27 protein-coding genes, 1 tRNA gene and 1 rRNA gene are annotated in these 25,362 nt (G+C 52.5%); 12 read left to right on the top strand and 17 right to left on the bottom strand.

The genetic code is table 11. The features are described from left to right. Positions 1 to 990 carry a hypothetical protein gene (locus tag PsAD5_RS06180; protein ID WP_063291460.1) on the top strand — a complete coding sequence of 330 codons (990 nt, stop codon included), beginning with the start codon at positions 1 to 3 and terminating at the stop codon, positions 988 to 990. A 71-nt stretch (positions 991 to 1,061) separates the two neighbouring features. Here the strand turns inward: PsAD5_RS06180 and PsAD5_RS06175 are convergent, their stop codons facing one another. Beyond that, complete coding sequence (locus PsAD5_RS06175) at positions 1,062 to 1,919, bottom strand: alpha/beta fold hydrolase (protein ID WP_063291459.1); 858 nt, start codon at positions 1,917 to 1,919, stop codon at positions 1,062 to 1,064. Positions 1,920 to 1,952: 33 nt separating this feature from the next. Between PsAD5_RS06175 and PsAD5_RS06170 the strand changes: the two genes are divergently transcribed. Continuing rightward, positions 1,953 to 2,174 carry a winged helix-turn-helix transcriptional regulator gene (locus PsAD5_RS06170; protein WP_084404554.1) on the top strand — a complete coding sequence of 74 codons (222 nt, stop codon included), beginning with the start codon at positions 1,953 to 1,955 and terminating at the stop codon, positions 2,172 to 2,174. Here the strand turns inward: PsAD5_RS06170 and PsAD5_RS06165 are convergent. The 3 genes from PsAD5_RS06165 to PsAD5_RS06155 form a co-directional block, all read right to left on the bottom strand. Next, the gene (locus PsAD5_RS06165) at positions 2,171 to 2,377 is read right to left on the bottom strand and encodes a hypothetical protein (RefSeq protein ID WP_152986835.1); all 207 of its coding nucleotides are present in this window, start codon (positions 2,375 to 2,377) and stop codon (positions 2,171 to 2,173) included. The two genes, PsAD5_RS06170 and PsAD5_RS06165, sit on opposite strands and share 4 nt — an antisense overlap. 154 nt (positions 2,378 to 2,531) lie before the next feature. Further along, positions 2,532 to 4,685, bottom strand: coding sequence for a 3-hydroxyacyl-CoA dehydrogenase NAD-binding domain-containing protein (locus PsAD5_RS06160; RefSeq protein ID WP_063291458.1), 2,154 nt, complete (start codon positions 4,683 to 4,685; stop codon positions 2,532 to 2,534). Positions 4,686 to 4,833: 148 nt separating this feature from the next. Continuing rightward, positions 4,834 to 5,220, bottom strand: coding sequence for a hypothetical protein (locus PsAD5_RS06155; protein WP_063291457.1), 387 nt, complete (start codon positions 5,218 to 5,220; stop codon positions 4,834 to 4,836). Positions 5,221 to 5,444: 224 nt separating this feature from the next. Here PsAD5_RS06155 and PsAD5_RS06150 point away from each other — a divergent pair, with 224 nt between their 5' ends. Further along, complete coding sequence (locus PsAD5_RS06150; protein WP_063291456.1) at positions 5,445 to 5,828, top strand: hypothetical protein; 384 nt, start codon at positions 5,445 to 5,447, stop codon at positions 5,826 to 5,828. 229 nt (positions 5,829 to 6,057) lie between these two features. Here PsAD5_RS06150 and PsAD5_RS06145 read toward each other — a convergent pair whose 3' ends face one another. The 6 genes from PsAD5_RS06145 to PsAD5_RS06120 all read right to left on the bottom strand — a co-directional run bounded on the left by PsAD5_RS06145 (position 6,058) and on the right by PsAD5_RS06120 (position 12,111). After that, positions 6,058 to 7,776, bottom strand: coding sequence for an ABC transporter substrate-binding protein (locus PsAD5_RS06145; protein WP_057465478.1), 1,719 nt, complete (start codon positions 7,774 to 7,776; stop codon positions 6,058 to 6,060). 74 nt (positions 7,777 to 7,850) lie between these two features. After that, a complete protein-coding gene (locus PsAD5_RS06140; protein WP_063291455.1) occupies positions 7,851 to 8,132 on the bottom strand; it encodes a DUF2160 domain-containing protein in 282 nt (93 codons plus the stop codon). Positions 8,133 to 8,145: 13 nt separating this feature from the next. Further along, complete coding sequence (locus PsAD5_RS06135) at positions 8,146 to 9,042, bottom strand: carbohydrate ABC transporter permease (protein WP_063291454.1); 897 nt, start codon at positions 9,040 to 9,042, stop codon at positions 8,146 to 8,148. A 5-nt stretch (positions 9,043 to 9,047) separates the two neighbouring features. Further along, positions 9,048 to 9,935, bottom strand: a complete 888-nt coding sequence (locus tag PsAD5_RS06130) for a carbohydrate ABC transporter permease (protein WP_057465481.1) — start codon at positions 9,933 to 9,935, stop codon at positions 9,048 to 9,050. Positions 9,936 to 9,938: 3 nt separating this feature from the next. Beyond that, on the bottom strand, positions 9,939 to 11,018 hold the full coding sequence (locus PsAD5_RS06125) for an ABC transporter ATP-binding protein (protein WP_063290502.1): 1,080 nt from the start codon (positions 11,016 to 11,018) through the stop codon (positions 9,939 to 9,941). A gap of 10 nt (positions 11,019 to 11,028) precedes the next feature. Beyond that, a complete protein-coding gene (locus PsAD5_RS06120; protein WP_063291453.1) occupies positions 11,029 to 12,111 on the bottom strand; it encodes an ABC transporter ATP-binding protein in 1,083 nt (360 codons plus the stop codon). 779 nt (positions 12,112 to 12,890) lie between these two features. Here PsAD5_RS06120 and PsAD5_RS06115 point away from each other — a divergent pair. From PsAD5_RS06115 to PsAD5_RS06105, 3 genes are all read left to right on the top strand, one after another. Further along, entirely contained in the window at positions 12,891 to 13,655 is a 765-nt protein-coding gene (locus PsAD5_RS06115; RefSeq protein WP_063291452.1) for a sugar phosphate isomerase/epimerase family protein, read from the top strand. A gap of 84 nt (positions 13,656 to 13,739) precedes the next feature. After that, complete coding sequence (locus PsAD5_RS06110) at positions 13,740 to 14,771, top strand: Vgb family protein (protein WP_063291451.1); 1,032 nt, start codon at positions 13,740 to 13,742, stop codon at positions 14,769 to 14,771. A 241-nt stretch (positions 14,772 to 15,012) separates the two neighbouring features. Beyond that, a complete protein-coding gene (locus PsAD5_RS06105) occupies positions 15,013 to 15,399 on the top strand; it encodes a hypothetical protein (protein ID WP_063291450.1) in 387 nt (128 codons plus the stop codon). Between the two features lie 36 nt (positions 15,400 to 15,435). On the opposite strand, the gene PsAD5_RS06100 is transcribed toward PsAD5_RS06105, so the two are convergent. The 3 genes from PsAD5_RS06100 to PsAD5_RS06090 form a co-directional block, all read right to left on the bottom strand. Next, on the bottom strand, positions 15,436 to 15,969 hold the full coding sequence (locus tag PsAD5_RS06100) for a methylated-DNA--[protein]-cysteine S-methyltransferase (protein ID WP_063291511.1): 534 nt from the start codon (positions 15,967 to 15,969) through the stop codon (positions 15,436 to 15,438). A 109-nt stretch (positions 15,970 to 16,078) separates the two neighbouring features. Next, positions 16,079 to 16,924 carry a fumarylacetoacetate hydrolase family protein gene (locus PsAD5_RS06095; protein ID WP_063291449.1) on the bottom strand — a complete coding sequence of 282 codons (846 nt, stop codon included), beginning with the start codon at positions 16,922 to 16,924 and terminating at the stop codon, positions 16,079 to 16,081. 15 nt (positions 16,925 to 16,939) lie between these two features. Beyond that, the gene (locus PsAD5_RS06090; RefSeq protein WP_063291448.1) at positions 16,940 to 17,677 is read right to left on the bottom strand and encodes an SDR family oxidoreductase; all 738 of its coding nucleotides are present in this window, start codon (positions 17,675 to 17,677) and stop codon (positions 16,940 to 16,942) included. Positions 17,678 to 17,944: 267 nt separating this feature from the next. Here PsAD5_RS06090 and PsAD5_RS06085 point away from each other — a divergent pair, with 267 nt between their 5' ends. From PsAD5_RS06085 to PsAD5_RS06070, 4 genes are read left to right on the top strand one after another with little or no spacing between them, the layout of a single operon-like run. After that, positions 17,945 to 18,742, top strand: a complete 798-nt coding sequence (locus tag PsAD5_RS06085; protein WP_063291447.1) for an IclR family transcriptional regulator — start codon at positions 17,945 to 17,947, stop codon at positions 18,740 to 18,742. Between the two features lie 10 nt (positions 18,743 to 18,752). Next, entirely contained in the window at positions 18,753 to 19,793 is a 1,041-nt protein-coding gene (locus PsAD5_RS06080) for an aldo/keto reductase (protein WP_063291446.1), read from the top strand. Further along, positions 19,786 to 20,631, top strand: coding sequence for an amidohydrolase family protein (locus PsAD5_RS06075; RefSeq protein WP_063291445.1), 846 nt, complete (start codon positions 19,786 to 19,788; stop codon positions 20,629 to 20,631). Before PsAD5_RS06080 ends, PsAD5_RS06075 begins: the two co-directional genes overlap by 8 nt. 1 nt (position 20,632) lies before the next feature. Next, positions 20,633 to 22,156: a UxaA family hydrolase gene (locus PsAD5_RS06070; RefSeq protein WP_063291444.1), complete on the top strand. Its 1,524-nt coding sequence runs from the start codon at positions 20,633 to 20,635 to the stop codon at positions 22,154 to 22,156. 8 nt (positions 22,157 to 22,164) lie between these two features. On the opposite strand, the gene PsAD5_RS06065 is transcribed toward PsAD5_RS06070, so the two are convergent. Next, the gene (locus PsAD5_RS06065) at positions 22,165 to 23,025 is read right to left on the bottom strand and encodes a helix-turn-helix domain-containing protein (RefSeq protein ID WP_063291443.1); all 861 of its coding nucleotides are present in this window, start codon (positions 23,023 to 23,025) and stop codon (positions 22,165 to 22,167) included. A 117-nt stretch (positions 23,026 to 23,142) separates the two neighbouring features. Here PsAD5_RS06065 and PsAD5_RS06060 point away from each other — a divergent pair, with 117 nt between their 5' ends. Beyond that, positions 23,143 to 24,078 carry a phytanoyl-CoA dioxygenase family protein gene (locus PsAD5_RS06060; protein ID WP_063291442.1) on the top strand — a complete coding sequence of 312 codons (936 nt, stop codon included), beginning with the start codon at positions 23,143 to 23,145 and terminating at the stop codon, positions 24,076 to 24,078. 56 nt (positions 24,079 to 24,134) lie between these two features. Here the strand turns inward: PsAD5_RS06060 and PsAD5_RS06055 are convergent, their stop codons facing one another. Next, on the bottom strand, positions 24,135 to 24,518 hold the full coding sequence (locus tag PsAD5_RS06055) for a VOC family protein (RefSeq protein ID WP_063291441.1): 384 nt from the start codon (positions 24,516 to 24,518) through the stop codon (positions 24,135 to 24,137). Positions 24,519 to 24,604: 86 nt separating this feature from the next. Between PsAD5_RS06055 and soxR the strand changes: the two genes are divergently transcribed. Further along, positions 24,605 to 25,069 (top strand): redox-sensitive transcriptional activator SoxR, encoded by a 465-nt coding sequence (soxR, locus tag PsAD5_RS06050; protein WP_063291440.1) that lies wholly within the window; start codon positions 24,605 to 24,607, stop codon positions 25,067 to 25,069. 81 nt (positions 25,070 to 25,150) lie between these two features. On the opposite strand, the gene PsAD5_RS06045 is transcribed toward soxR, so the two are convergent. Next, positions 25,151 to 25,227: transfer RNA gene (locus tag PsAD5_RS06045), tRNA-Met, on the bottom strand. A gap of 57 nt (positions 25,228 to 25,284) precedes the next feature. Then, positions 25,285 to 25,362: ribosomal RNA gene (gene rrf, locus PsAD5_RS28790) — 5S ribosomal RNA — on the bottom strand; the annotation flags it as partial.

Raw genomic sequence — 25,362 nt, 5'->3', positions numbered from 1 at the left:
ATGCCCATATCTAATGTAAATACAACACAAACAACTGTTCAAATTGAAAACAACGCAAGCCTCACGCAAGTTAATACTAAAAGCACACAATCCTCAAGCTCGAATGATTCCGCCTTAAAGGCAGAACCGGAACACAAAACAGGCTTCTACTACGCACCCTTCGCATCTGAGGATGTCTTACTTTTCGCAGCAGGCACCAATCAAGCCCGCAACACCGCTGGCAAGGAACCACGCCATATTATCGTGGCAAATGATGCTGCTAAAACCAAACTGGAAACGCTCAAGCAGCAGCTGGTAGAAAAGAACCAGGCTCAGGCCAGTGACATTCGCGATAAGGCAAATGCAGTCATCTCGGAGCTGAACCTTGAGGGATTTGAGCTTCTGGATTTTGTATCATCAGATGCCTACACAGACATGCTGAAGCTGGCACAAAACTATTCCTTTGAAGCAAATGTTCTGCAGCAGGCAAACATTATCAGCAATGAGAAAACCGGCATTCTGGGCACGCTGAAAAACGGTGAGAACAAAATCTACGTACTCGGCCACGGCGCTAACGGCTCTAACGAAATCTCCAGCAAACGAAGCGCCAGTGAGGAAGGCTATGAAACAGTTTCCTCAAAAGGGCTGGCTGAGCAACTCTCAAAAGGCGGTCTGGATAAATCATTCACCGATATACGCGTCGAAAGCTGCTACAGCGCAGATGCAACCGCGCCAGAATCATTTGATCCGGAAGAACTGAAACTTTCCTCCGAACCTGGCTTCATAGATGCACCAGACGATCCAGAACTCGACGGGACCAAAGTTTTCCCTTTTGCGCAGTCCTTAGCGAATGAACTCAAGAGTGCTGGCTTTGAAAGCCCGGAAGTTGCCGGTTATCACGGCGCGGGAAAAGCCTACTCAGAAGATGCCCATAGATACCAGACACTCCACACAGACGATGCACCAGTGGCCAGAAGCTCTGATGTGCGGCAGATATTTATTCCGGTCTGAACCTACAGCTTTACAGAAGCGATCAGCCTAAGTGCATAAAGCCCAGCAGAACTCTTGGCCGGGCTTATTGCTTAGCCTTTACATTTTACCAGCCTGCTCAGGATAGCATCAGCTTGAGTCCAGAGGATCGCACTCCCCTCCGCTGCAATCTGATGGAGCTCAGAGCAGCTCAGACGCGTGGCAAGGGTGCTGCCAAAATCAGGCGAATGCACCGGGCTCGTATCCTTGAGGCCATACCATAACTGCACGTCCTGCTTGATGTTCTCAACGTTGAATGACCAGCGCCCCATCGCAAGTCGCGTATCACGGGCATAGCCGGCCGCTCCCTGAGCAAAGCCCGAGGTCAGCGCATCACGATAAAGAGGAGCAAACGATGCTGAGGCATAAAACGCGCGGTCCTCTTCCCCGCTCATCCCCTCAATCATCTGCCACAGCCAGTCTGCTGTCGCCATGCCTGCAATGTCAGCCTCAAGACGGTCCGGATCATCGCAAGCCAAAGAAACCATACCCTTCAACTCATCAGGAAGCTTGGCAAACATACCGGGGAAAGCCAGCTCATCCTGACCAGACACAACCGCAACCCCATCAACAAGACCAGAAGCTGCCAGTGCCAATGCAAAAGGCGCCCCCTGCGAAAAGCCAATCGCAAACGCCTGATCGGCCTTCACAAAATCAAGCAGTTCTTTGATATCCTCTGCCCAGCTTTCAAAGTTTTTCTCAGGATCTGCACCGGACTTACCCAATCCCGGACGATCAACCGAGAGAACACGCAGACCCAGATCCTTTGCGGTTTGCTCTCCAAACGGAATGGCAGAGGCCATTCCTGCACCCTGACACAAAATCACGGGCCGCCCATCAGCATCACCCCATTCACTCCATGCAAGGGCGCGGTCACCGGGTAGATTTATTGTTCCTACTTGCAGCTTCACAAACGTATTCCTCAATGCAAATTCAAAAACTAAATCAACGAGCTAAAACGCAAACTGCCCGGTGTTTCTCAACGCTTATTGACAGCACAACTCCGCTCTCTGGAAGAGGATGGAATTGTCGACCGTAAAGTTATGGAAGTTGTACCGCCGCATGTGGAATACTTCCTTTCAGAAAAGGGCAGATCCCTACAGCCGGTCCTTCAGGCAATGGAAACCTGGGGCGAGAACGAGGTCAAAAACTTCCCGATCTCTTAATCCTTGCGCTCATAGTGATAAGTGATCTTGGGCTTGTTCTTGCCGAACAGGATCTTCAGGATCACAATGGGGATAGTGATGGCAATAACGGCCAGCATCAGGCCGGAGGCAAATCCGATAATGAGGAGGATAAATGCCAGTAAAGCCATCGCGAACAAAATCGCAATCACCCGTCCGGTTATGTATTCCAGAAAATTCAGCATCACCATCTCCAACGGGCATATCTTCCAAAACCGGCGCCGGTTTTCGGTTCAGGATACGCAAATAAACATCCAAAACAGCACCGTTGCTATGTGCGCTGTTTTAGAGCTACCCAAAGGGTACACCACTAGAAGATGGCGATGCAACTGAAGAGAATCAAGCGTTCTCGTGCTTTTTCGCTGCCGGGTTATTCCCCCGCTCAGCATTCAGGTCAGCAAATGTTTTGCCAGAGGCAACCAGTTCCTCTAGCAGCTTTGCAGGCTGCCAGAAGTAAGCATCCTCCTGCGCATACACCTTGATATTGTTGAGGATTTTCTCAAGTCCAATCTCATCTGCGTACTGCATCGGGCCCCCACGCCAACGCGGGAAGCCATAGCCGTAGATCAGCGTCATATCCACGTCCAGTGGCCGCAAGGCAATGCCTTCCTCAACCACCTTTGCAGCCTCATTCACCATGGCTGCCATGTACCGATCAAGGATCTGCTCTTTTGAAAGGTTTTGTGCGTTGATATGTTTTTCTTTGCGTTCCTCTGTCAAAATTTCGAGAACAGCGGGGTTTGGCGTGCCTTTCCGCGCACCTTCCTCATAAACGTAATAGCCCTTGCTGGTTTTTTGTCCAAACCAGCCTTGCTCACACATGCGGTCTGCAAATGTGAAATAGCGTTCACGTGGATCGCGGGTTGGCGCCTTCCGCTTGCGGGTTGCCCAGCCGATATCCAGACCAGCCAGATCAGCCACCGCATACGGCCCCATTGGGAAGCCGAACTCCAGCATCACCTCGTCCACCTCAAACGGCGATGATCCGTCCACCACAACAGCATCAGCAGCTGCACGATAAGTCGCCAGAATGCGGTTGCCGATGAAGCCATCACAAACACCAGCCCGAACAGCAACCTTGCGCATGATCTTGCCAAGCTGGAAACCAGTCGCAATCACATCTGGAGCAGTCTTGTCCGCAACCACCACTTCCAGTAGTTTCATGATGTGCGCTGGAGAGAAGAAATGCAGCCCAATCACATCCTGCGGTCGCTTGGTCACTGCAGCAATGGCGTTCACATCCAGATAAGACGTGTTCGTCGCCAGAACAGCACCATCCTTACAAACTTCATCCAGTTTCTGGAACACCTGCTTCTTCACAGTGATGTCTTCAAACACTGCCTCAACAACCAGATCCACATCAGAGAGCGAGGCATAGTCCGTGCTCAAAGATAAGGCTTCAGTAAAGATCCGCTGTTCCTGCTCTGCTGAAAGCTTGCCCTTCTTAACAGCACCACCAGTATTCTTGGCAATCGTCGCTTTCGCACGACTGAGAGCCTCATCATCCCGCTCAATCAGTGTAACGGAAAGCCCGTTCATCAGAGCCCCGGTCGCTATGCCAGCCCCCATAGTACCACCGCCGATCACGCCGATAGATTTCAACTCGCGTGGAGCAATGCCTTCAATTTCAGGAAGCTTGCCAAGCGCCCGATCCGCAAAGAACGCATGTGACAAAGCGCGGTGTTGAGCCGAGTTCTTCAGCTCCATAAACATCTCACGCTCTTTCGCCATGCCATCTGCAAAGCTGGTCTGGCTGGCAGCCTCAATGGCTTCAACACACACCACCGGTGATTTCTGACCACGAGCCCGCTTGGCAACCGCAGCCTTGGCATCCGCAAACACCTGCAGATCAACAGCAGGCGCAACCAGCTCAGAGCAACATCGCAACGGCGTTCCGTTATCAATCACAGACCGCGCGAACGCGAGGCCTGCTGCAACCACATCAGTCTCTTCGCTCACCTCATCCAGAATGCCAGCTGCTTTGACAGCATCAGCACCAAGCTGCGCACCGCTCGGGATCATCTCCAGCGCCTTCTCGTAGCCCGCCAAACGCGGCAAGCGCTGTGTGCCACCAGCGCCCGGAATGATACCCAGATGCACCTCTGGCAAACCGACCTTCGCGCCCTTCACAGCAACGCGGAAATGGCAACCCAGCGCAACCTCAAGCCCGCCGCCCAGCGCAACGCCATGAATGGCAGCAATCACAGGCTTGGAACACGCTTCAATCTGGTCAATTACATCAGGAAGATGCGGCTCAGTGGCCGGACGCTTAAACTCACGAATGTCAGCCCCCGCAATGAACACCTTGCCAGCGCCAACAATCACCGCAGCCTTCGCCGCATCGTCTTCTTCAAACTGCTTGATACGCTTAACCAGACCCTGCCGGATCGCCAGAGACAACGCATTCACCGGCGCATTGCTCACGGTCAAAACCGCAACATCACCATGCAACTCATAGGAAACCTGACCAGATGATTTAAATGAAGAAGACACTCGAAACTCCCTGAGGCAAAGCGCACTCCCGCGCCGCACTATCACTCGCAATTCCACATAGTTTAGCAGGGCACGGCAGGAATTCCAGTTGTAAAATACAATTCTAATATGCGGAATTGTAAGAGAGAGGCTTGGTTACCCTCACCACCTACAACGGCTCGTCCAACCCATTCGGCAAGGAGATCCAAAGCACAGTCTGAGCCTCAGCTGAATGCCGCGAAAGGTGACCCTTGCCATGCGTATCCTCAATAAGCACAAACTCCCCAGCCCCGACGGTTCGAACTTCCCCGTCACTGGTTTCATACTCAACAGAACCATCAAGCCTCACAGTCAAAACCCGATCAGGCACATTATGCCATTCCACCTGTCTCATACCTGCTGGAATGTGAGAGAAACGGACGCGCGAAGCCGGATAACTGGCACTCACATCAAACGGAGTTGCATCAGGATGCACCGACACTTTCTGCGTCGGTATCTCAGCCTCACCAAAATGCGACTCCCCATCCGGCGTTGCGTAAATCCTTAGACACTTCACAGCAGCAGCCCCTTCAATCTGACCAAGACATCGCAAAATCTACCTACCATGCCGCAACCAAGAAGCGCATAAACTCGAATCGATTTGATCACAGATTGCAGAATCTGTAATATAAAAACAAAGGTTAAACACCTTCCTTAGCCTAGCAATACTCAATACGACCACAAAGAATTACTATTCATTAATTCGACCTCATCACCATAAACAGAAAGGAATTAAGTAAAATGAGAATACCAAGCAATAGAAACCCCAACATTACAGCCAAAATTAACCCTAACATTACTGCTAGAATTAACCCTAACATTACCGCTCGATTGAATCCCAACATTACGGCCAGAATTAATCCTTATCAGGCTTCCAATATACCTGGCTTATTTTTATTTAATCGTACTTTGAGTGCTGTTGGTTTTACTGTCGAAGCAGATCAAGAAGTTTGGTTACTTTTTAATTCTGACTGCATATTCTATGCGGTTGCTGCCAGAGTGCAGGAAAATTATTTTGTTATTCACGACAAAGACAACAACTACATAGGTTTTCTAGTAAATGCAGATGGCTCCGTATGGCTTCAATTTGATTGCAACAATAATTGGATCGGAAGCACTACGTAATATTATTGGGAGTAATTCCCTTCTCGATACATCACGAATTGAAATAGAAAAATTTTACAACGCTTAGGCATAGTGAATACATTCGGGAACTTTTCATTACGGCATACCACCAAACACACCCCAAGCAAAAAACCCGGCGCCTTACGACACCGGGTTTCTCGTTTAGTCTTGGAAGCGCATCATCGAAAACGAACTCTGTTCGCGATGATGGACACTTTAGAAGCGACGCTTACTTGGAAGCATCTGCCCAGCTCTTGATCAGCTCGTCGTAGTCAACGGTGACCGGAGTTGGTTTTTCGTTAGCCAGTTTGGCTTTCGGTGCGCCTGGCTGGTTCAGCCAGAAATCGCGATCCTTAACTTCGTTGAGCTTAGGACCACACTCGCCCTGAACACCAGCACGCTCAAGACGCTTCAGAACTTTGTCCTGAGCAGCTGCAAGAGCAGTCATAGCTTCCTGAGGAGTTTTCGCGCCTGAGGATGCATCACCAATGTTCTGCCACCACAACTGAGCCAGCTTTGGATAATCAGGAACGTTGGTACCGGTTGGAGTCCACTGTACACGAGCTGGAGAACGGTAGAATTCTACCAGACCGCCCAGATTAGGTGCACGCTCTGTGAAGGACGCATCACGAACGTCACTGTCACGCACGAAGGTCAGACCAACGTGAGACTTCTTCAAAGAAGTTGTCTTTGCAACGGTGAACTGAGCGTAAAGCCATGCAGCTTTTGCACGATCTTCCGGAGTAGACTTCATCAGAGTCCAGGAACCAGCGTCCTGATAACCCAGCTTCATGCCTTCTTCCCAGTAAGCACCCTTCGGAGAAGGAGCCATACGCCACTTAGGAGTGCCGTCTGCGTTCACAACTGGAATACCCTCTTTCACCATGTCTGCGGTGAATGCGGTGTACCAGAAGATCTGCTGAGCAACAGAACCCTGTGCCGGAACCGGACCAGCTTCAGAGAACACCATGCCTGGTGCTTCAGCCGGAGCGTACTTCTTCAGCCACTCGATGTATTTAGTGATGGAGTAAACCGCTGCAGGACCATCGGTAGCACCGCCACGCTCAACGGAAGAACCAGCAGGGGAACAACCGTTTACGCGAATGCCCCATTCGTCAACTGGCAGACCGTTTGGAATACCCTTGTCGCCAGCACCCGCCATGGAGAGCCATGCATCGGTAAAGCGCCAACCCAGGGATGGATCTTTCTTACCGTAGTCCATGTGGCCATAGACTTTTTCGCCGTTGATTTCTTTCACGTCGTTGGTGAAGAATTCAGCGATGTCCTCATAGGCAGACCAGTTAACCGGAACACCCAGCTCATAGCCGTATTTCGCTTTAAACTGAGCTTTGATGTCTGGGTTTGTAAACCAGTCATAGCGGAACCAGTAAAGGTTCGCGAACTGCTGTGTTGGAAGCTGGTACAACTTGCCATCTGGGCCAGTTGTGAATGAGCGACCGATGAAGTCTTCAACATCCAGAGTTGGCAGCGTAACCGCTTTACCTTCGCCAGCCATCCAGTCAGTCAGGTTACGAACCTGCTTGTAGCGAGCGTGCGTACCGATCAGGTCGGAGTCGTTGACGTAAGCATCATAGATGTTCTCGCCAGACTGCATCTGGGTCTGAAGTTTCTCAACAACATCACCTTCACCAATCAGGTCATGAGTAACTTTAATGCCGGTGATTTCGGTAAATGCTTTTGCAAGAACCTTTGCCTCATATTCGTGGGTCGCAATGGTTTCGGAAACCACTTTGATTTCCATACCTTTGAAAGGCTCAGCTGCTTTGATGAACCAGTCCATTTCCTTCATCTGCTCTTCCTGAGAAAGAGTAGAAGGCTGGAATTCGTCGCTCACCCACTTCTTCGCGGCTTCCATGTCTGCAAAAGCAGAGCTGGATGCGCAAATCATGGCTGCAAAGCCAACGGACGCTAAAAGCTGACGTCTCATATATATTCCTCCCGACTATAATTTATTGCACTGAAAGTTCCCCTAAACATCAGTGCGGAGAAAAAAGCTCAATCCTAAACCCAGCGGAACACGCAAAACGCATATGCCACACAGACCAACAGAGCCCACCAAAGGTTTGCGCTAACAAACCCAAGCCAAAACAGGCAGATAAACGCACTGCCCAACAACGAGACAAACAAGCGGTCACCGCGTGTTGTCTCAAATCTCAAAATCCCGTGCCGTGGGCTTCCCCCCGGCACAAACCATTCCCAAACCGCCATGCTGGAGATCAGCAGGCCAATGGTGATGAAGAAAATCGCAGTCGGCGACGTCCAGGCCATCCAAGAAAAATCCATAATCGCCTCCCTGTTAAACGCGGCCTAGGGCAAAGCCCTTAGCGATGTAGTTACGTACGAAGTAGATCACCAGCGCGCCCGGAATAATTGTCAGAATCCCTGCCGCCGCAAGTACACCCCAGTCCATGCCGGAAGCTGAAACCGTACGGGTCATCGTGGCCGCAATCGGTTTAGCTGCAGTTGTGGTCAGCGTACGGGCAATCAGCAGTTCCACCCAGGAGAACATGAAGCAGAAGAACGCTGCCACACCGATACCGCTTGCAATCAGAGGCATGAAGATCTTGCCGAAGAATTTCGGGAAGGAGTAGCCATCAATGTAAGCAGTCTCGTCAATCTCTTTCGGGACGCCAGACATAAAGCCTTCCAAAATCCACACAGCCAGCGGCACGTTGAACAGACAGTGCGCCAGAGCCACTGCAAGGTGCGTGTCGATCAGACCGAAGGCGGAATAGAGCTGGAAGAAAGGCAGTGCAAACACCGCTGGCGGAGCCATACGGTTGGTCAGCAGCCAGAAGAACAGATGCTTGTCACCCAGAAACTTATAGCGAGAAAACGCATAGGCCGCTGGCAGCGCGACCGCCACGGAGATAACCGTATTGAGCGCCACATAGGTGATGGAGTTGATGTAACCGTTGTACCAGCTCGGGTCCGTGAAGATCACCATGTAGTTGGCGAGCGTCGGCTCATCCGGCCACAAAGTGAACTTGCTCAGAATCTCCTGGTTGGTCTTCAGGCTCATGTTGAAGAGCCAGTAGATCGGCAGCATCAAAAACGTGATGTACAAAGTTGGAACGAGGAAAGCATAGCGGCTTCCGGTTCTCTGTGCCTTTGCGCGGGTCCGGCTGCGTGGAGCCTGTCCACCAGCAGCAACACCACCATCAATGACTGCAGTTCCAGTTGTTGTCGACATGGTGCTTACTCCTCGCCTGCGTAGTGTTTCTTCTCAGTCCCAATGTTGTTCATCGCGGTGTAGAACACCCATGAGAACAGCAGGATGATGAGGAAGTAGACGAGTGACATTGCAGCAGCTGGTCCAAGGTCAAACTGACCAATCGCCATCTTCACAAGGTCGATACTCAGGAAGGTTGTGGAGTTACCCGGTCCGCCACCTGTCACAACAAACGGCTCGGTGTAAATCATGAAGCTGTCCATGAAGCGCAACAGAACCGCAATCAGCAACACGCTGTGCATCTTTGGCAGCTGGATGTAACGGAACACTGCCCAGCGGGACGCCCCATCAATACGCGCGGCCTGATAATAAGCCTCTGGAATGGAAACCAGACCCGCATAGCACAGCAGCACAACAAGGCTGGTCCAGTGCCACACATCCATAACAATCACGGTGGCCCATGCAGCAACAGGGTCCTGCGTGTAGTTGTAGTTGATGCCAAGAGAGTTCAGGAAGTAACCCAGCAGACCAATGTCCGCACGGCCAAACACCTGCCAGATGGTACCAACTACGTTCCACGGCACGAGCAATGGCAGTGCCATCAACACCAGACAAACCGGAACACCCCAGCCTTTTTTAGGCATACAAAGCGCAATGCCGATACCCAGCGGGATCTCGATAGCAAGAATGGAGAAGGAGAAAATCAGGTTGCGGACCAAGGCATCATGAAAGCGCTCGGAGCTGAGCAGTTCCTGAAACCATTCAATCCCAACCCAAAAGAACTGATTGTTTCCAAAGCTGTCCTGAAACGCGTAGTTCACGACAGTCATCAATGGAATAACAGCGGTAAAGGCCACCAGCAAAAGAACCGGTAAAACCATGAACCAGGCTTTGTTGTTTACGGTCTTTTCCATGGATCAGGCCCCCTCACTTACGAGCCAGCTGTCGGCATAAAGGTTCGTCTGTGTTGGATCGAAGAGAGCTGTCGGGCTTTCCGGAATGCTCATGCCTTCGCCAACAATGGCATTCAGCGCAACACCTTCCATCTCACCACGTAAAATGCGGTAGCGGCCGATGTCTTCAACAGCGTTGACTTTCAACGGCAGACCTTCTCCGGCACCGCCGAGTTTCACAAACTCAGGACGGATACCAACCTCGGTTTTCTGGGCTTGCTTTTTCGGATCGAGACCGCATGGCAGCGGCACACTGTGACCACCAACACGCGCCATGGTTCCATCCACCTCGCACGGCAGAATGTTCATGCCCGGAGACCCGATGAAGTAGCCAACAAAAGTATGCTGAGGTTTGCGGAACAGCTCATCCGGCGTTCCAATCTGCACAACTTCGCCGCCATACATCACCACAACCTTATCCGCGAAGGTCAAAGCCTCGGTCTGGTCGTGGGTCACATAAACCATGGTGAAGCCAAACTGCTTGTGCAGATGCTTCAACTGCGAGCGCAGAACCCACTTCATGTGCGGGTCGATCACGGTCAGCGGTTCATCAAATAAGATCGCGTTGGTATCAGAGCGCACCAGACCGCGGCCCAGCGAGATCTTCTGCTTCTCATCCGCTGTCAGGCCCTGCGCCTTACGCTTTGCCTTGCTCTCCAGATCAATGATCCGCAGGATCTCGTTGACCTTCTGATCAACCTCAGCTGCCGGAACACCGCGGTTGCGAAGCGGAAACGCCAGATTGTCGTAAACAGACATGGTGTCGTAAACGACCGGAAACTGGAACACCTGCGCAATGTTACGCGCTTCAGTCGACAGCTCCGTCACCGGCTTGCCATCAAACAGCAGCTCACCCTCGGACGGTGTCAGCAAACCGGAGATGATGTTCAAAAGTGTCGTCTTGCCACAGCCGGAAGACCCAAGAAGCGCATAAGCACCGCCATCTTCAAAGGTCAGATTAACTTCCTTCAAAGCGTAATCGCTTGGGCTTGTTGGGGTCGGCAAATAAGAGTGGCGAATGTGGTCGAGATCAATACGTGCCATGCTCGCCTCCTTAAACCGCTTCACGCATGAGAGACGCAACAGAGCGACCCTCATCATCAAAAATCATGAAGTTCTTGGCATCCACATACACGTCGATCTTGGCATCCACGTCTACGTTATGAATGCCATGTTCCAGCGCTACCCAGCGGTGGTTCAGGCATGTCAGGTGAATAAAGCTCTCAGAACCGGTAATCTCGGAGACATCAACAACCGCAGGAAGACACACAGCATCTTCACTTGGGCGCTGCAGGTAAAGGTGATGTGGCCGGAAACCTGCTTTGTAATGTCCATCAGGAAGACGTTTCTCTTCTTCTGATGCCGGAATAACCGTGCCATTTGACGTGCGGAATTCACCCCCGCTCTTCGTCAGGCCCAGCAGGTTCAGCGGCGGATCAGAGAAAGTCTGCGCAGTAACGATGTCCTGAGGGTTGCGGTAAACATCAATGGTATCGCCAAACTGCGAAACCTGCCCCTCATGCAAGGTGGCTGTACGCCCGCCCAGCAACAAAGCTTCTGTCGGTTCTGTTGTCGCATAAACAAACACAGCACCGCTTTCAGAGAAGATCTTCGGCAGCTCGTCGCGCAATTCTTCGCGCAGTTTGTAATCCAGATTCGCCAATGGCTCATCCATCAGCACCAGATGCGCCCCTTTGACCAGCGCACGCGCAATCGCAGTACGCTGCTGCTGACCACCAGAAAGGTTCAGCGGTGTTCTGTCCAGATAAGGTGTGAGCTTCATCAAGTCCGCAGCTTTGCGCACTTGCTTGTCAACATCAGCCCCTTTTACTCCCGCAACGCGCAGCGGGCTGGCGATGTTTTCATAAACCGTGAGAGCCGGGTAGTTGATGAACTGCTGATAGACCATCGCGACGTCGCGCTTGCGCACGGAAACACCGGTCACATCCTGTCCATTTACGAGCACTTGCCCTGCAGTTGGCGTGTCCAGCCCTGCCATCAAACGCATAAGCGTTGTCTTGCCTGACAGTGTTGGTCCCAACAATACGTTCAATGAACCACTTTCAAGACGCAAAGACACGTCGCGAATATGGTCCATACCGTCAACAGTCTTGCTGACGCCCCTTAATTCAAGCATGTTGCCCTCCCGGAACAGAAAGCGACCCGACTGCTTCCTGCGATACGCGCTGCTTGCACTGCGGTACCTTCATATTCCTGACTGTAATTCCAAAAAACAACTCGGTGGTCGAGCTGAATCTCTTAGTAAAGGTCCCAGCCTTTTAAAGAACTGCGCCGTTTTAGCAACGCTACGCATCTGTCAATTTTTCACGAGCCTCCTCGAACACCTTCAAGTTCTGCTTTCTTACGCAGCTCCGTCCCTACAAAGTGCCATTAGAGATCAAAATTAAACTACGTCCTAACCAACACGTCAATTTTCGTTTACAGTCGATTACGCGCATATTCGCGTAATTTCGAAATATAAGCGAAACCACTTAAGCGTCAATTCGAAAATTGACAAAACGAAACTCTCAGCTGTTATCCATTAGGATGAGAACGCACCCAGTGCGGCAGAAATGTTGAAGATCTGTCATTCTTGCATCTGTCAGCCTGAACCAATAACACGTTGAAAAGACTGCGCTGTTGACGCAAACTCTGATTTAATGAGCTAGCTAATATTTTCGCGGCGAAATAATTCGAACCTAAATTTCCTATTCAGATGTTCTCCACCGGGTGTGGTCAATTCATGAAACCACCTTGCTCAAACATCGATTCTGACAACCGTTTCCGGAGAGGATCCTCTCTCCTCGCCCTCTTTCGCAAGCCCCCTTGCCCTTCAGGTAGATGCAACTCTATTGTCGTGCAGAGCGATAAAACCGGGGCAGTTAGCTTTGGTCGCTCTTGGAGGGGAACTGTATCATGGACTTTTGCCTACAGCTTTACAGCGCACGAAACTTCCAGCCCTGGAAAGAGATTTTTCAGGAAACAGCCCTCCTCGGCTACACACAGGTAGAAGGTTTCGAAGAGCTCTACCCCACATTGGAGGCCGCTCAGACAGTGCGAGACCTCCTCGATCAGTATGACCTCGACATGCCCTCTGGTCACTTCGACCTCAAGGATCTGGAAGAGAACCTCGATCAGTGCATCAAGATCGCAGTCCTTCTCGGCATGCACACCATCTTCGCTCCTTACCTCACACCAGAACAACGCCCGACAACAAAGAGAGAATGGACCGTCTTCGCCCACCGTTTGGAGCACATGGCCAACACGCTCAAGCATAAAGGCTTCCACTTCGGCTGGCACAACCACGACTTCGAGTTCAAGCCACTCCCGGACGGCACCATTCCTATGGAGCTGATCATCTCTCATGCTCCCACCGTGGAATGGGAGATCGACGCAGCATGGATCATCAAGGCAGGTCTGGACCCGCTGGACTGGATCGAAGCGCACGGCACCCGCATCACCGCAGTTCACATCAAAGACATCGCTCCAGATGGCGAAGGCACAGATGAAGATGGCTGGGCAGATGTCGGCTTCGGCACCGTTCCATGGGGTCATATTCTGACGGCCTTGCAGGAAAAAACCCGAACCAAAATCTACGTTCTCGAACACGACGATCCAAACAATTTTCTCCGCTTCGCTGACCGTTCCTTAACCTCACTTAAAATGCTTGAGGGTGTATAGGTAATTTGCCATAGACACGCCTTTCCCTTGCATTAAGGCAATCCGATTGTCTCCACCAAGGAGACGGCACAAGGGAGAGGTAGGATGAACAGACGAGAGTTTCTCGGAGCATCTGCCCTAACAATTTCCAGCGCCTATTACATGGGCATCGTTGCTGGACCTGTTTTCGCTGAAGGCGAAAAAACAAACTCTGTCAAAAACGCAAAAGTCACGTATTTTGACGCCCGTCCAGGCGCCCGCTCCAGAGACATTGGCTTCGATTCCGATGGCATGGTTTGGTACTGCGGACAAGCAGATGGCACACTCACACGTCTTGATCCTGACAATGGAGAACTCCACCCGGTCTCACTGGGCGAAAATGCAGCCCCACACGGCGTGGTGCTCGGCCCCGATAACGCAATGTGGGTTACCGAAGGCGGACAAAACGCCATCGCACGTGTTGATCCGGCAACAGACGCCGTCACCCTCATTCCGCTACCTGCCGAGTTCGCAGACGCAAACCTCAACACAGGCATCTTCGACCACGACGGCATCTACTGGTTCACTGGACAAAACGGCGTCTATGGCCGCGTTGACCCCGTCACGCAGGAAATCGAAGTCTGGCCAAGCCCTCAAGGCCCCGGCCCTTATGGCATCACAGTCACGCCGCAAGGTGATGTCTGGTACGCGTCCCTCGCCGGCAGCCACATCGCCAACATTGACAGAACCAACGGACGCGCCCGCATCGTGACGCCTCCAACAAAAGAGCAGGGCGCCCGCCGCGTCTGGTCCAACTCAGAAGGCAAGCTCTGGGTCAGCGAATGGCTCTCCGGTCAGGTCAGCGAATACGACCCGAAGGCAGACACATGGCGCGCATGGCGTCTCCCCGGCAATGATCCACTGCCCTACTCGGTCTATGTCGATGAGAACGATAAGGTCTGGCTCACAGACTTTGATGCCGACGCCATCGTCCATTTTGATCCGGATACAGAAGAGTTCACCAGCTTCCCAAGCAACAAAGCAGACGCCGACGTTCGCCAGATGGCAGGACGTAAAGGCGAAGCATGGGGCGGAGAATCCGGAACAGACAGGATCGTGCGCATTCAGTTTGATGAAACCGAAACAACACCATCCTGAATACAACAGGATCAGCAAAAAAGAGGGCGCTCAATCGGGCGCCCTTTTCCATTTAAAACCCGCAAATTTTAAGCAAAAAAAGGTGATTTGAGAAAAAAATCTACACTGATAAAAACCAGCTACCACGAAGTATTCTGAGCCTGCTTAGCCAAATCGGCACCTGTACTGAATCTCAAATTCAGTCCTGACTGGCAGGTAAACAGCTGACCATCGCCCCAATTTATCTCTGGAAAGAAGCAATATGAAGAAAGTGATTTTCGGCCTTGCTATTGCCGCATGCGCAACGCCTGCACTTGCTGGTGAAGTGACTTTGAACAACACTCAAATTACTGAGTTATTGACCGGCTCAACCATCAAAGGCATCCACTTTGCCGCTGAAACACGCCAGTACTTCTCCGAGTCTGGTCTCACCCTCTGGATCAAAGAAGGCGACGCAAAACCATCCGAAGCGCGCTACAAGATCGAGAACAATCAGTATTGCTCCAGCTGGACCGGTCTTTGGAGCAAAGAAGAATATGGCTGCTTCAACATCACCCATGATAAAGAGCAGGGCATCTACTACTTCATCAACGAAGATTTCCGCGCGCCATTTATCCTGAACAGTAAATTCCAGCTTACATTTGATTGATCTGCATTGCGCTCCAGTTCTAAAGCGGGTTCCGTTTTAGAACTGGAATGCCATCTGGTCTTTGCTGGCACCGGCTCCGTGCGGAATACCCTCGTGATCCAGCAACCAGACTTTTGTATCCAGCCCGCCACCAAATCCAACCAGAGCACCATTCGCCCCAATCACCCGATGGCATGGAATAACAATCGGCAATGGGTTCGCATTGTTCGCCAGCCCCACAGCACGGCTCGCACCCGGATTGCCTAGCGCTTTCGCAACGTCGCCATAACTGCGCGTTTCCCCAAACGGGATCGCCGCAAGTTGCTCCCAAACGCTCTTTTGAAAGTCAGTGCCAATCAGCTTCCAGTTCAAAGAGAACTCTTTTAGCTCCCCTGCAAAGTAAGCCTCAAGCTGCGCAATCAAGTCCGCATAAGGCGTGGCATCTTCCACCCAGCCGTCTTCAACAAACCGCCTGCGTGCACTTTCAGGAAAATGAAGAAACTCCAGCCCACCAGCTTCTCCACCAATCAGCAAAGACCCAACCGGGCTTTCATAACTGCAATATGTGATTGGCTCTGAAACGCTGGTCATGAAAGTTTTCTCCCCCTGAAAACGCATAAAAAAACTCTCCACCACGATCAGCAGCGGAGAGTTCTTTAAAGCTTAGTGAAGGCGTCAGAGCTTAGCAAGCTCACGCTCCTCAATCAGCAGCGTAAGTAACCTGTTTTTGAACACCAAGGCCTTCAATACCCAGCTCCATCTTGTCGCCCGGCTTCAGGTAGGTCTCTGGCTTCTGCCCCATGCCAACACCCGGAGGCGTGCCAGTGGAGATCACATCACCAGGCTGCAAGCTCATGAACTGAGACAGATGCGAAATTACCTTCGCCACATCAAACACCATGGTTTTGGTAGAACCGTTCTGATAGCGATGGCCGTTCACTTCCAGATACATGGAAAGGTTCTGCGGGTCTTCAACTTCATCACGGGTCACAAGCCACGGACCAATTGGACCAAAGGTGTCAGCAGACTTACCCTTCACCCACTGGCCACTGCGGTGCAGCTGGAAATCACGCTCAGACAGATCATTGACCACGCAATATCCGGCCACATGATCCAGCGCGCCTTTTTCGCTCACATACTTGGTGTGTTTACCAATCACCACACCCAATTCCACTTCCCAATCTGTTTTCACAGACCCGCGCGGAATTTCGATGTCATCATTCGGGCCACAAATAGCTGAGGTCGCCTTGAAGAAGGTCACAGGTTCTTTTGGCACTTCCATGCCCGCTTCAGCAGCATGGTCGGAATAGTTAAGGCCAATACAGATGAACTTGCCTACATTGCCGACACAGGCACCAATGCGCGGATTACCTTCCACCACTGGCAGGCTGGTCAGGTCCAGCGCCGCAATTTTTGCAAGACCATCCGCGCTGAGCGTATCTCCAGCAATGTCACCAACCACACCAGAAAGGTCACGAATGTTGCCATCCGCATCCAGAACACCCGGTTTTTCAACGTTCAGCTCACCATATCTAAGAAGCTTCATATCCTACCCATTTTCTTATACTGACCAACCGCCATCAATGGCGTGCGTCTGACCTGTTGTAAACGCGCTATCATCACTACCAAGGTAAACAGCCAGCGCAGCAATCTCTTCTGGCTTGCCAATGCGTCCCATAGGTTGACGCGCAATAAAATCCTTCATCGCTTGTTCGTAATTGCCCGTGGCCTTCAACCGGTCATGCAGGGACGGACTGTCGACCGTTCCCGGACAAATCGCATTACAGCGAACACCTTTGGTCACAAAATCCGCTGCAATTGCCTTGGTCAGGCCAATCACTGCTGCTTTGGAGGAGCAATAAACAAACCGGTTTGGCACACCCTTCAACGACGACGCCACAGACGACATGTTGATGATGGAACCACCACCATTTTCCAGCATGCCAGGAATCGCTGCACGGCAAAGGCGGTACATCGCCTTCACATTCAGATTGAAAGAGAAGTCCCACGCATCTTCATCACAGTCGAGAATCGTACCGTTGTGTACGAAGCCCGCACAGTTGAACAGAATGTCCAACGGCCCTGTAACTTCCAGAGTGTCACGCACATCATCTGCATTGGTCACATCCAGCCTCAGGCCGGTCACACCCTCAATCGCATTCAACTCTGTAAGCGCAGCTTCGTTAATGTCTGTTGCAAAAACCTTCGCCCCTTCAGCAGCATAGGCTTCTACCGTAGAACGGCCAATTCCCTGCCCTGCAGCGGTGATAAGGGCTGTCTTGCCAGTCAATCGTCCCATGTGTCCTCCCCCGGACTGAATCTCTCAAAATATAGGCTCGGCCAAACGGACCTGAAACTCGGATTATTAGAGAGGAAGCACCGCTTATCGTCAAAACAAAAGGCAAGTGACCCGTTGGCCCTCTCCCAAAGACCGCAGAAATCCGTCAGTTCACCAAATCACATAATGGCATAACTTAAATATAAAAACTTCTTTCAAATGTAAATTAGAAATTGACAAGGTCGAATTTTGCGTCAAAAAATATGCTCACATCAAACAGAGCTGATCATGGCAGACACACAGACATCGCAAGACAAAGCTGAAAAATACCGCGCTCCTGCTTTGGAGAAGGGACTAGATATTCTGGAACTGCTGTCCCAGTACGCATCCGGCCTGTCTCAGGCAGAGATCGCAAAAGCACTCGACCGGTCCCCCAATGAGATCTACCGCATGCTCACCACACTGGTGCGCCGCGAGTATGTATCGCGCTCCATAGAGGGCGACCGCTTTCAGCTCAGCCTGAAAATGTATTCCATGTCGCATCGCCACCCACCCGTCACGCGGTTGTTGGAAGCGGCGGTGCCCATGATGCGCAAAACGGCCAAGGACGTTCACCAGTCCAGCCACATCGGTATGGAGCATCAGGGAGAAATCGTTGTTGTCGCCAGCGTGGAAGCGCCGGGCAACTGGAGTTTCGTCCTCAAAACCGGCTCGGTCATCGGCCTCTGGAACACAGGCACCGGACGGGCAATCGCGGCCTTCCAGAAGCCGGAGATCCGAGAACTCATGTACAACCAGCATGAGCGCGCACTCGGAGAACCGGAGATGAGCCTCGATGAATTCCGTGCCATTCTGGATGAAGTACAGGAACAAGGTTTCGTACGCATGCCATCTGCCAGCACAGTCGGCGTCACAAATCTGGCCTTCCCAATTCTGGGACCAGATGGAAACGCAGTCGCTGCACTCAGCTGTCCATTCATGGAGCGCATCGACGATTTCAAAGCACCGGGAATTGAAGACGTTCAACAAGCCTACGCTCAGGTAGCGAAGGACATCACCAGCATTTACGGCACAGTGCCAACATAAGGAAATCGCTATGGGCTTGGGAGGGAAGCTGGCTCATCGACAATTGGGGGGAACAGATCTGCAACTGCCGACATTGGGAATCGGCGGCGCAGCATTTGGTGGGCTGTTTGCAACAGCTCCTCGCAAAGAGTCTATGAGCACATTGGATCGCGCCAAAGAGGTTGGTCTCACCTACATTGACACCGCCCCTTACTATGGCTTTGGCCGCTCCGAACGTGTCATTGGAGATGCCGTGCGCAAGCACGACTACATCCTCTCCACCAAGGTTGGCCGCCTGCTGAAACCGGGCATGGCAGACAACCCGGCCCAGTTCGGCTGGCCAGACCCACTGCCCTTCCATCCGGTCTATGATTACTCGTATGACGGCATCATGCGTTCCTACGAGGCCAGTCTACACCGCACCGGTCTCGACCGACTTGATATCCTATTGGTGCATGATATCGGCACTGCGACCCATGGCCTGGAAGAAAACCGCCGCCATATGAGAGACCTGCAAGGCGGTATCAGGGCTCTTCAGGAGCTCAAGTCCTCAGGTGCTATTTCAGCAATGGGCCTTGGCGTGAACGAGACCGCCATTTGCATGGAGCTGATGCAGCAAGCCCACTGGGACGCCTTCCTCCTTGCTGGCCGTTACACCTTGCTGGAGCAAGCCCCTCTCAAGGATTTGCTGCCAGCCTGCACAAAGGCCCAAACCTCCATCATTCTCGGCGGCCCGTTTAACTCAGGCATCCTCGTTGGCGGCAACACCTGGAACTACGGAAGCGCACCACCTGAAATTCTGGCCCATGTGACAGCGCTGAAAGAATGCTGTCAGGAGTTCTCGGTTGATCTGGCCGCAGCAGCACTACACTTCCCACTAGCACACCCCGCGATAGCCAGCGTCATTCCCGGAATGCGCAATCGCAGCGAGCTGGAAGATATCCTCAAATGGATCGCTGCCGACATTCCCGACGCCTTCTGGGCAAGACTGAAAGAACGAGAGCTCCTTCCCGCTGAAGCCCCGGTCCCGTCTGGCAATCTCTTCTTCGAACAAGAGGTGAAGCATGCTTAGGATCGATGCCCACCACCATTTTTGGAAGCTTTCCCGCGGCGACTACAGCTGGCTCACGCCAGACCTGAATGTCCTGTACCGCGACTTCCTCACCAGTGACATCCAACCCCTGCTCACACAGGCAAAGATGGACGGAACCATCCTCGTTCAGGCAGCAGACACCATTGAAGAAACCCTCTTCATGCTGGAGCTGGCCGCAGAACACGACTGGATCCTCGGCGTCGTCGGCTGGGTAGACATGGAAGCAGCGAACGCGCCAGAAGTCATCAGTGAACTCTCCCAAAACCCAAAGCTCGTCGGCATTCGTCCGATGATACAGGACATTGAAGACGACGAGTGGATGCTGCAGGACAATCTGCACCCCGCCATTCAAGCCCTCATTGACAACAAGCTGACACTCGACCTGCTGGTCCAGCCCCGGCACCTGCCACACCTTAAAACCTTCCTCAGCCGCTACCCGGACCTGCGCGCAGTCATCGACCATGGCGCCAAACCGGATATCCGCAACAAGGCCATCGAGACGTGGTCCCAACACGTCGGCGACATCGCACGCACCTCCAACGTCTGCTGCAAACTCTCAGGTCTCCTGACTGAGGCCTCCGAGAACGCAGAGATCGAAGACATCGCGCCCTATGCCTTTCACATTCTGAAATGCTTTGGACCGGAGCGCGTCATGTTCGGCAGCGACTGGCCTGTCCTTCTCCTCGCAAATACCTATCAAAACTGGGTGGATATGGTGGAGCAGCTCACCGCTGACCTGCCACAGGCAGACTGGGAGGCCATCTTTGGTGGCACCGCTGCAAAGTTCTATCTCACCAAAACAATGGAAACTCTCTGAAATGTCGGCACCCATTCCAGCCAGCGTCAAACTTCAGCCAGCGGACAACGTCATCATCGCCACAAGAGCTTTGCAGCCGGGTGATCAGGCAGGCAATCTTCAGGTCCTCGACAATATCTCCGCAGGTCACAAAATCGCCGAACACGACATCAAGCAGGGACAAGCGCTGATCAAGTTCGGCCAGACCATCGGCTTCGCAACAACGGACATTCAGGCAGGCGCCCATGTGCATTCGCACAACATGGAGTTTTCCGATCCCGGCGTGCACCACAGCTTCTGCAAGGACTACAAACCAACGCAATACGCCGAGCACCCGGAAGAGCGTACCTTCCTCGGTTATCACCGCGAAGATGGCAGTGTCGGCACCCGCAACTACATCGCAGTCCTCACCAGCGTAAACTGCTCCGCCACCGCAGCTCACCGCATCGCAGATGCTTTCAGCGATGAAGACCTGTTGCAGTTTGAGAATGTAGACGGTGTCGCCTCCTTCGCTCACGGCACAGGCTGCGGCATGGCAGGCGACAATGAGGGCTTTGCCAACCTGCAACGCGTCCTCTGGGGCTACGTCAAAAACCCAAATGTCGGCGGCGTTCTGCTGGTCGGCCTGGGTTGCGAAGTCAACCAGATCGACTTCCTGCTGGATGCCTACGGCTTGAAGCAGTCACCAACATTTCAGTTCATGAACATTCAGGGTATGGGCGGCCTGCGCAAAACCATCGAAGCTGGCATAGAAAAAGTCAAAGCCATGCTGCCAGAGGCCAACAAAGCCTCTCGTCAGCCAGCGCCACTCTCCAAACTCATGGTCGGCCTGCAATGCGGCGGCTCTGATGGCTGGTCCGGGGTCACAGCCAACCCAGCTCTTGGCTACGCCACCGACCTGCTCGTCAAATACGGCGGCACCTCGGTCCTTTCAGAAACCTCAGAGATCTACGGCGCAGAACACCTGCTCACCAGCCGCGCCGCCAACCAGAAGATCGCTGAGAAACTCGTGGAACGCGTCCGCTGGTGGGAGGACTACACCGCCCGTAACAACGGCACCATGGACAACAACCCCTCACCGGGCAACAAACGCGGCGGCCTGACAACTATCCTCGAAAAGTCGCTCGGCGCAGTCGCCAAAGGTGGCACCACTGCTCTGGAAGGCGTCTACAAATACGGCGAGCCGATTGAAACCAAAGGCTTCGTCTTCATGGACAGTCCCGGCTACGATCCTGCCTCCGTCACTGGCCAGATCGCTAGCGGCTGCAACCTGATCGTCTTCACCACAGGCCGCGGCTCCGCATTCGGCAGCAAGCCATCCCCCACAATCAAGGTCGCCAGCAACACACCACTCTTCGAGCATATGCCAGAAGACATGGACTTCAACGCAGGCTCCATCATCTCCGATGGCAGATCCATCGAAGAAGTCGGCACAGAGCTTTTCGAGCTGATGATCAAGGTGGCCTCAGGGGAACACAGCAAGTCAGAAGCGCAAGGACTGGGCGACTACGAATTCGTCCCATGGCAGATCGGCGCAGTGATGTAGCGGGATTACTACCCTCTGAACCTAGTCCGGTATTCGCGCGGGGTCATACCTTTCACCGCGCGAAACTGCCTGTTGAAGTTGGCCAGCGCCGAATACCCCACATTATGAGCAATCATTGAGACCGGCGCATCCCCGCCGGCAAGCTGTGCACATGCATCCCCAATCCGAATGCGTTTCAGGTACTCTGAGATCGTCTGTCCCGTATGCCGCTGAAACAACCGGTGCACTCCGGAGACACTCAGCGCCGCAGTCTCGGCTAGTTCTTCCAGCGTCAACACGCGCGCATACTCGGAGTGAATGAGCGTCAACACCCTGTCGATGCGCTCATTGCCACCATCCGCACTGGAAAGCACAACCGGATCATGCGCCAGCTGCATAGCATACTCATCCTCTGAGAGTTCCGATAAAACCCTGAGAACGATAAATAAGCGCTCCAGAGGGTCTTCCTCAAAGAAACTCTTGATCTTGGGCACCACACGCCGCCGCGCAGCATCACTGAAGCTTAGCCCCGCCAGTGCCCGCTGAAACAGCTTCTTAACACCAGTTAATTCTGACATCTCGCTGGTAATCCGCTCAATCCACTCCGGCTCAAACCAGATAACCAATGCCTGATGCGGTTCACTCTCGTCAGGCCGATTGTTAGACGCCCACGTATGCGGAAGATTAGGTCCAAGCAGCACAAGGTCTGAGTGCCCATAATCTCCTACATGATCACCCACATAGCGTTGCCCTTCAGAGTTCAACGTCAGGGTCAGCTCATATTCAGGATGGTGATGCCAGGAGAACGGAATGCCGTCATGAAGACGCCGGTTCATCACCTTGAATGACCCATCTTCAAACTCCGGCACTTTCTCCAGATATGACCGCATTTCACCCTCTGAACCAATAAGACGCCAGAATAGTACCAGTATCTGCTAGTTTAGAACAACTCTCACATACCAGAGTGAATAAACTTACAAGTTCATTGAAGGATCTGGGAGGACCAAATGGACGCTGAACTGCTTGCAGACAATCACTGGGGCTCAACCGCAACCGACACCCAGTTGAAGGACATCAAGAAGACCCTACCGCTGCGCGTCTTATCAGAAGAAGACTGGCAGCACTGGATCACCCGCGGCTATGTCATTGTACGTCAGGCCGTCCCGCAGGAAAATGTAAAGAGACTGGTTGATCTACTCTGGGAGTTCGATGAGAAAGATCCCACTGATCCATCGACTTGGTACGCCCCACAACGTCGCGAACACAAAATGCAAGAGCTGAACAACGCAGGCATGCTGGAAATCTATAATCACCAGCACCTGTGGGACAACCGCATGCAACAGCGTGTCTACGATGCCTTCGTAGATATTTGGGACCGGGAAGACCTCTGGGTCAGCATCGACCGCGCAAACCTCAACCCGCCCAGGAAAAACCGCGACGGTAAACCCGGGTTCATCCATTGGGACGTAGACACATCCCTGCACCCTCAACCAATCAGCGTTCAGGGCGTTCTTTCATTAATCAAACAGGATGAAGAAACCGGCGGCTTTCAATGTATCCCGAAGCTCTTTGAAGAGTTCGAGGACTGGGTCAAGACCCAACCAGAAGACCGCGATCCAAAACACCCGGACTACTCTGGTTTTGAGATCGAGAATATTGAAATGGAGCCGGGCGACCTGATGATTTTCAACGCCCTCCTCGCCCATGGCATCCGCCCCAACAACTCAAAAGACAAAGTACGGATCGCCCAATACATCTCCATGTTCCCATCTGAGCAAGCCAACGAAGGTCTCAGACAAGACCGCATCCATCAATGGCACAACATGGAGCCACCACAAAGAGCATCCTTCCCTGGCGACCCACGAGACTGGGAAAAGAAAAACGCCAAAACGGCAGAACTGACCGATCTCGGCAAGAAGCTTCTGGGACTGGACCTCTGGTAAAGCAAAAAAGCGTTTCCTCATAATGGGGAAACGCTCTTGCACCGTAACTTATTGAATTATGCGTAGCTGACGACCTCAAACTCAATGCCATCATCATCATCAAAGTAGAAGCGTCGACCCGGCTCATAGTCAGCATGGTTTCGGGTCTTGTATCCGCCCGCTAAAACTTTCTTCTCAACCGCATCCAAATCATCAACCACCACGCCAACGTGGTTCAAGCTGCCATGAGTGACGTAGTTGTCTTCTTGAGTGGCATTGGTGTTTCCAAGGGAATAAACAGCGATATAGCTGTCGTCTGATCCAACATGAACGGTTGTTCCACCTGCCCGGGCAGCACCCTGCCAACGCACACTCCAGCCAAACCAATCTGAAAGACGGCCCGCGGTCGCAACTGGGTCAGAAACGGTGATGTTTACGTGCTCTAAAAAACTCTTTGTCATCGCAATAGCCTTTCTTTTGACTTCTGATGACACCCTGTTTAGGAGTTCAAGTTAAGTTTAAGTCAAGCACTATTTTTGAGAATTTTATGCAGCACTCAGATGTCATGACAATCGGTGAGTTAGCCGACCGTACCGGCCTCACCACTTCCGCCATTCGTTTCTACGAGACCAAGGGAATTGTCACTGCCAGCCGCAACTCTGGTGGTCAGCGCCGTTTTATGCGTGCAGACATCCGCCGCTTATCATTTGCGTTAGTCGCGCAGGAGTTTGGCTTCACCATCAAAGAGATTTCAGATCAACTCGGGACACTTCCCCCGGGCCGTGCTCCGAACAAAGCTGAGTGGCAACGCTTGAGCCAGCAGTTCAAAGTTCATCTGAATGAGCGTATCGCCCGCATGGAGCGTTTGAGATCGCAGTTGGAAGGCTGTATGGGATGCGGCTGCCTATCTCTGGACAAATGCGAGCTCTACAACGCCGGAGACGCCGCCTCCAGCTACGGCCGCGGCCCCCGCTTCATCTACGGCGACAAGTCATTTAAAGATGAAGGCTAGGGTGCGGTAACCGGAGTTGTCGTGTTTCAAAATTTAGACAACAAAAAACCCGTCATCGAAATGATAACGGGTTTGTATCTTTGGTTGCGGGGGTAGGATTTGAACCTACGACCTTCAGGTTATGAGCCTGACGAGCTACCGGGCTGCTCCACCCCGCGGTAAATAGTGTTTGTTCTGTTTTATTTTGTAGAGATTTGTCGGTGTGTATTATTCATGCCCGGCGGCGCCCTACTCTCCCGCGTCTTAAGACGAAGTACCATTGGCGCAGGGGCGTTTCACTTCCGAGTTCGGGA

This window comes from Pseudovibrio sp. Ad5 (assembly GCF_001623095.1).
Classification (GTDB): Bacteria; Pseudomonadota; Alphaproteobacteria; order Rhizobiales; family Stappiaceae; genus Pseudovibrio.
Note: the sequence above shows the minus strand (reverse complement) of the source record. Positions and strands in the feature narration are given on the sequence as shown.

What these genes read in the sequence shown, in the direction of transcription:
- PsAD5_RS06180 (WP_063291460.1), top strand. Translation starts at nt 1, where the DNA reads ATGCCCATATCTAATGTAAATACAACACAAACAACTGTTCAAATTGAA.
- PsAD5_RS06165 (WP_152986835.1), bottom strand. Translation starts at nt 2,377, where the DNA reads ATGCTGAATTTTCTGGAATACATAACCGGACGGGTGATTGCGATTTTG.
- PsAD5_RS06150 (WP_063291456.1), top strand. Translation starts at nt 5,445, where the DNA reads ATGAGAATACCAAGCAATAGAAACCCCAACATTACAGCCAAAATTAAC.
- PsAD5_RS06145 (WP_057465478.1), bottom strand. Translation starts at nt 7,776, where the DNA reads ATGAGACGTCAGCTTTTAGCGTCCGTTGGCTTTGCAGCCATGATTTGC.
- PsAD5_RS06140 (WP_063291455.1), bottom strand. Translation starts at nt 8,132, where the DNA reads ATGGATTTTTCTTGGATGGCCTGGACGTCGCCGACTGCGATTTTCTTC.
- PsAD5_RS06135 (WP_063291454.1), bottom strand. Translation starts at nt 9,042, where the DNA reads ATGTCGACAACAACTGGAACTGCAGTCATTGATGGTGGTGTTGCTGCT.
- PsAD5_RS06130 (WP_057465481.1), bottom strand. Translation starts at nt 9,935, where the DNA reads ATGGAAAAGACCGTAAACAACAAAGCCTGGTTCATGGTTTTACCGGTT.
- PsAD5_RS06125 (WP_063290502.1), bottom strand. Translation starts at nt 11,018, where the DNA reads ATGGCACGTATTGATCTCGACCACATTCGCCACTCTTATTTGCCGACC.
- PsAD5_RS06120 (WP_063291453.1), bottom strand. Translation starts at nt 12,111, where the DNA reads ATGCTTGAATTAAGGGGCGTCAGCAAGACTGTTGACGGTATGGACCAT.
- PsAD5_RS06115 (WP_063291452.1), top strand. Translation starts at nt 12,891, where the DNA reads ATGGACTTTTGCCTACAGCTTTACAGCGCACGAAACTTCCAGCCCTGG.
- PsAD5_RS06110 (WP_063291451.1), top strand. Translation starts at nt 13,740, where the DNA reads ATGAACAGACGAGAGTTTCTCGGAGCATCTGCCCTAACAATTTCCAGC.
- PsAD5_RS06105 (WP_063291450.1), top strand. Translation starts at nt 15,013, where the DNA reads ATGAAGAAAGTGATTTTCGGCCTTGCTATTGCCGCATGCGCAACGCCT.
- PsAD5_RS06100 (WP_063291511.1), bottom strand. Translation starts at nt 15,969, where the DNA reads ATGACCAGCGTTTCAGAGCCAATCACATATTGCAGTTATGAAAGCCCG.
- PsAD5_RS06095 (WP_063291449.1), bottom strand. Translation starts at nt 16,924, where the DNA reads ATGAAGCTTCTTAGATATGGTGAGCTGAACGTTGAAAAACCGGGTGTT.
- PsAD5_RS06090 (WP_063291448.1), bottom strand. Translation starts at nt 17,677, where the DNA reads ATGGGACGATTGACTGGCAAGACAGCCCTTATCACCGCTGCAGGGCAG.
- PsAD5_RS06085 (WP_063291447.1), top strand. Translation starts at nt 17,945, where the DNA reads ATGGCAGACACACAGACATCGCAAGACAAAGCTGAAAAATACCGCGCT.
- PsAD5_RS06080 (WP_063291446.1), top strand. Translation starts at nt 18,753, where the DNA reads ATGGGCTTGGGAGGGAAGCTGGCTCATCGACAATTGGGGGGAACAGAT.
- PsAD5_RS06075 (WP_063291445.1), top strand. Translation starts at nt 19,786, where the DNA reads ATGCTTAGGATCGATGCCCACCACCATTTTTGGAAGCTTTCCCGCGGC.
- PsAD5_RS06070 (WP_063291444.1), top strand. Translation starts at nt 20,633, where the DNA reads ATGTCGGCACCCATTCCAGCCAGCGTCAAACTTCAGCCAGCGGACAAC.
- PsAD5_RS06065 (WP_063291443.1), bottom strand. Translation starts at nt 23,025, where the DNA reads ATGCGGTCATATCTGGAGAAAGTGCCGGAGTTTGAAGATGGGTCATTC.
- PsAD5_RS06060 (WP_063291442.1), top strand. Translation starts at nt 23,143, where the DNA reads ATGGACGCTGAACTGCTTGCAGACAATCACTGGGGCTCAACCGCAACC.
- PsAD5_RS06055 (WP_063291441.1), bottom strand. Translation starts at nt 24,518, where the DNA reads ATGACAAAGAGTTTTTTAGAGCACGTAAACATCACCGTTTCTGACCCA.
- soxR (WP_063291440.1), top strand. Translation starts at nt 24,605, where the DNA reads ATGCAGCACTCAGATGTCATGACAATCGGTGAGTTAGCCGACCGTACC.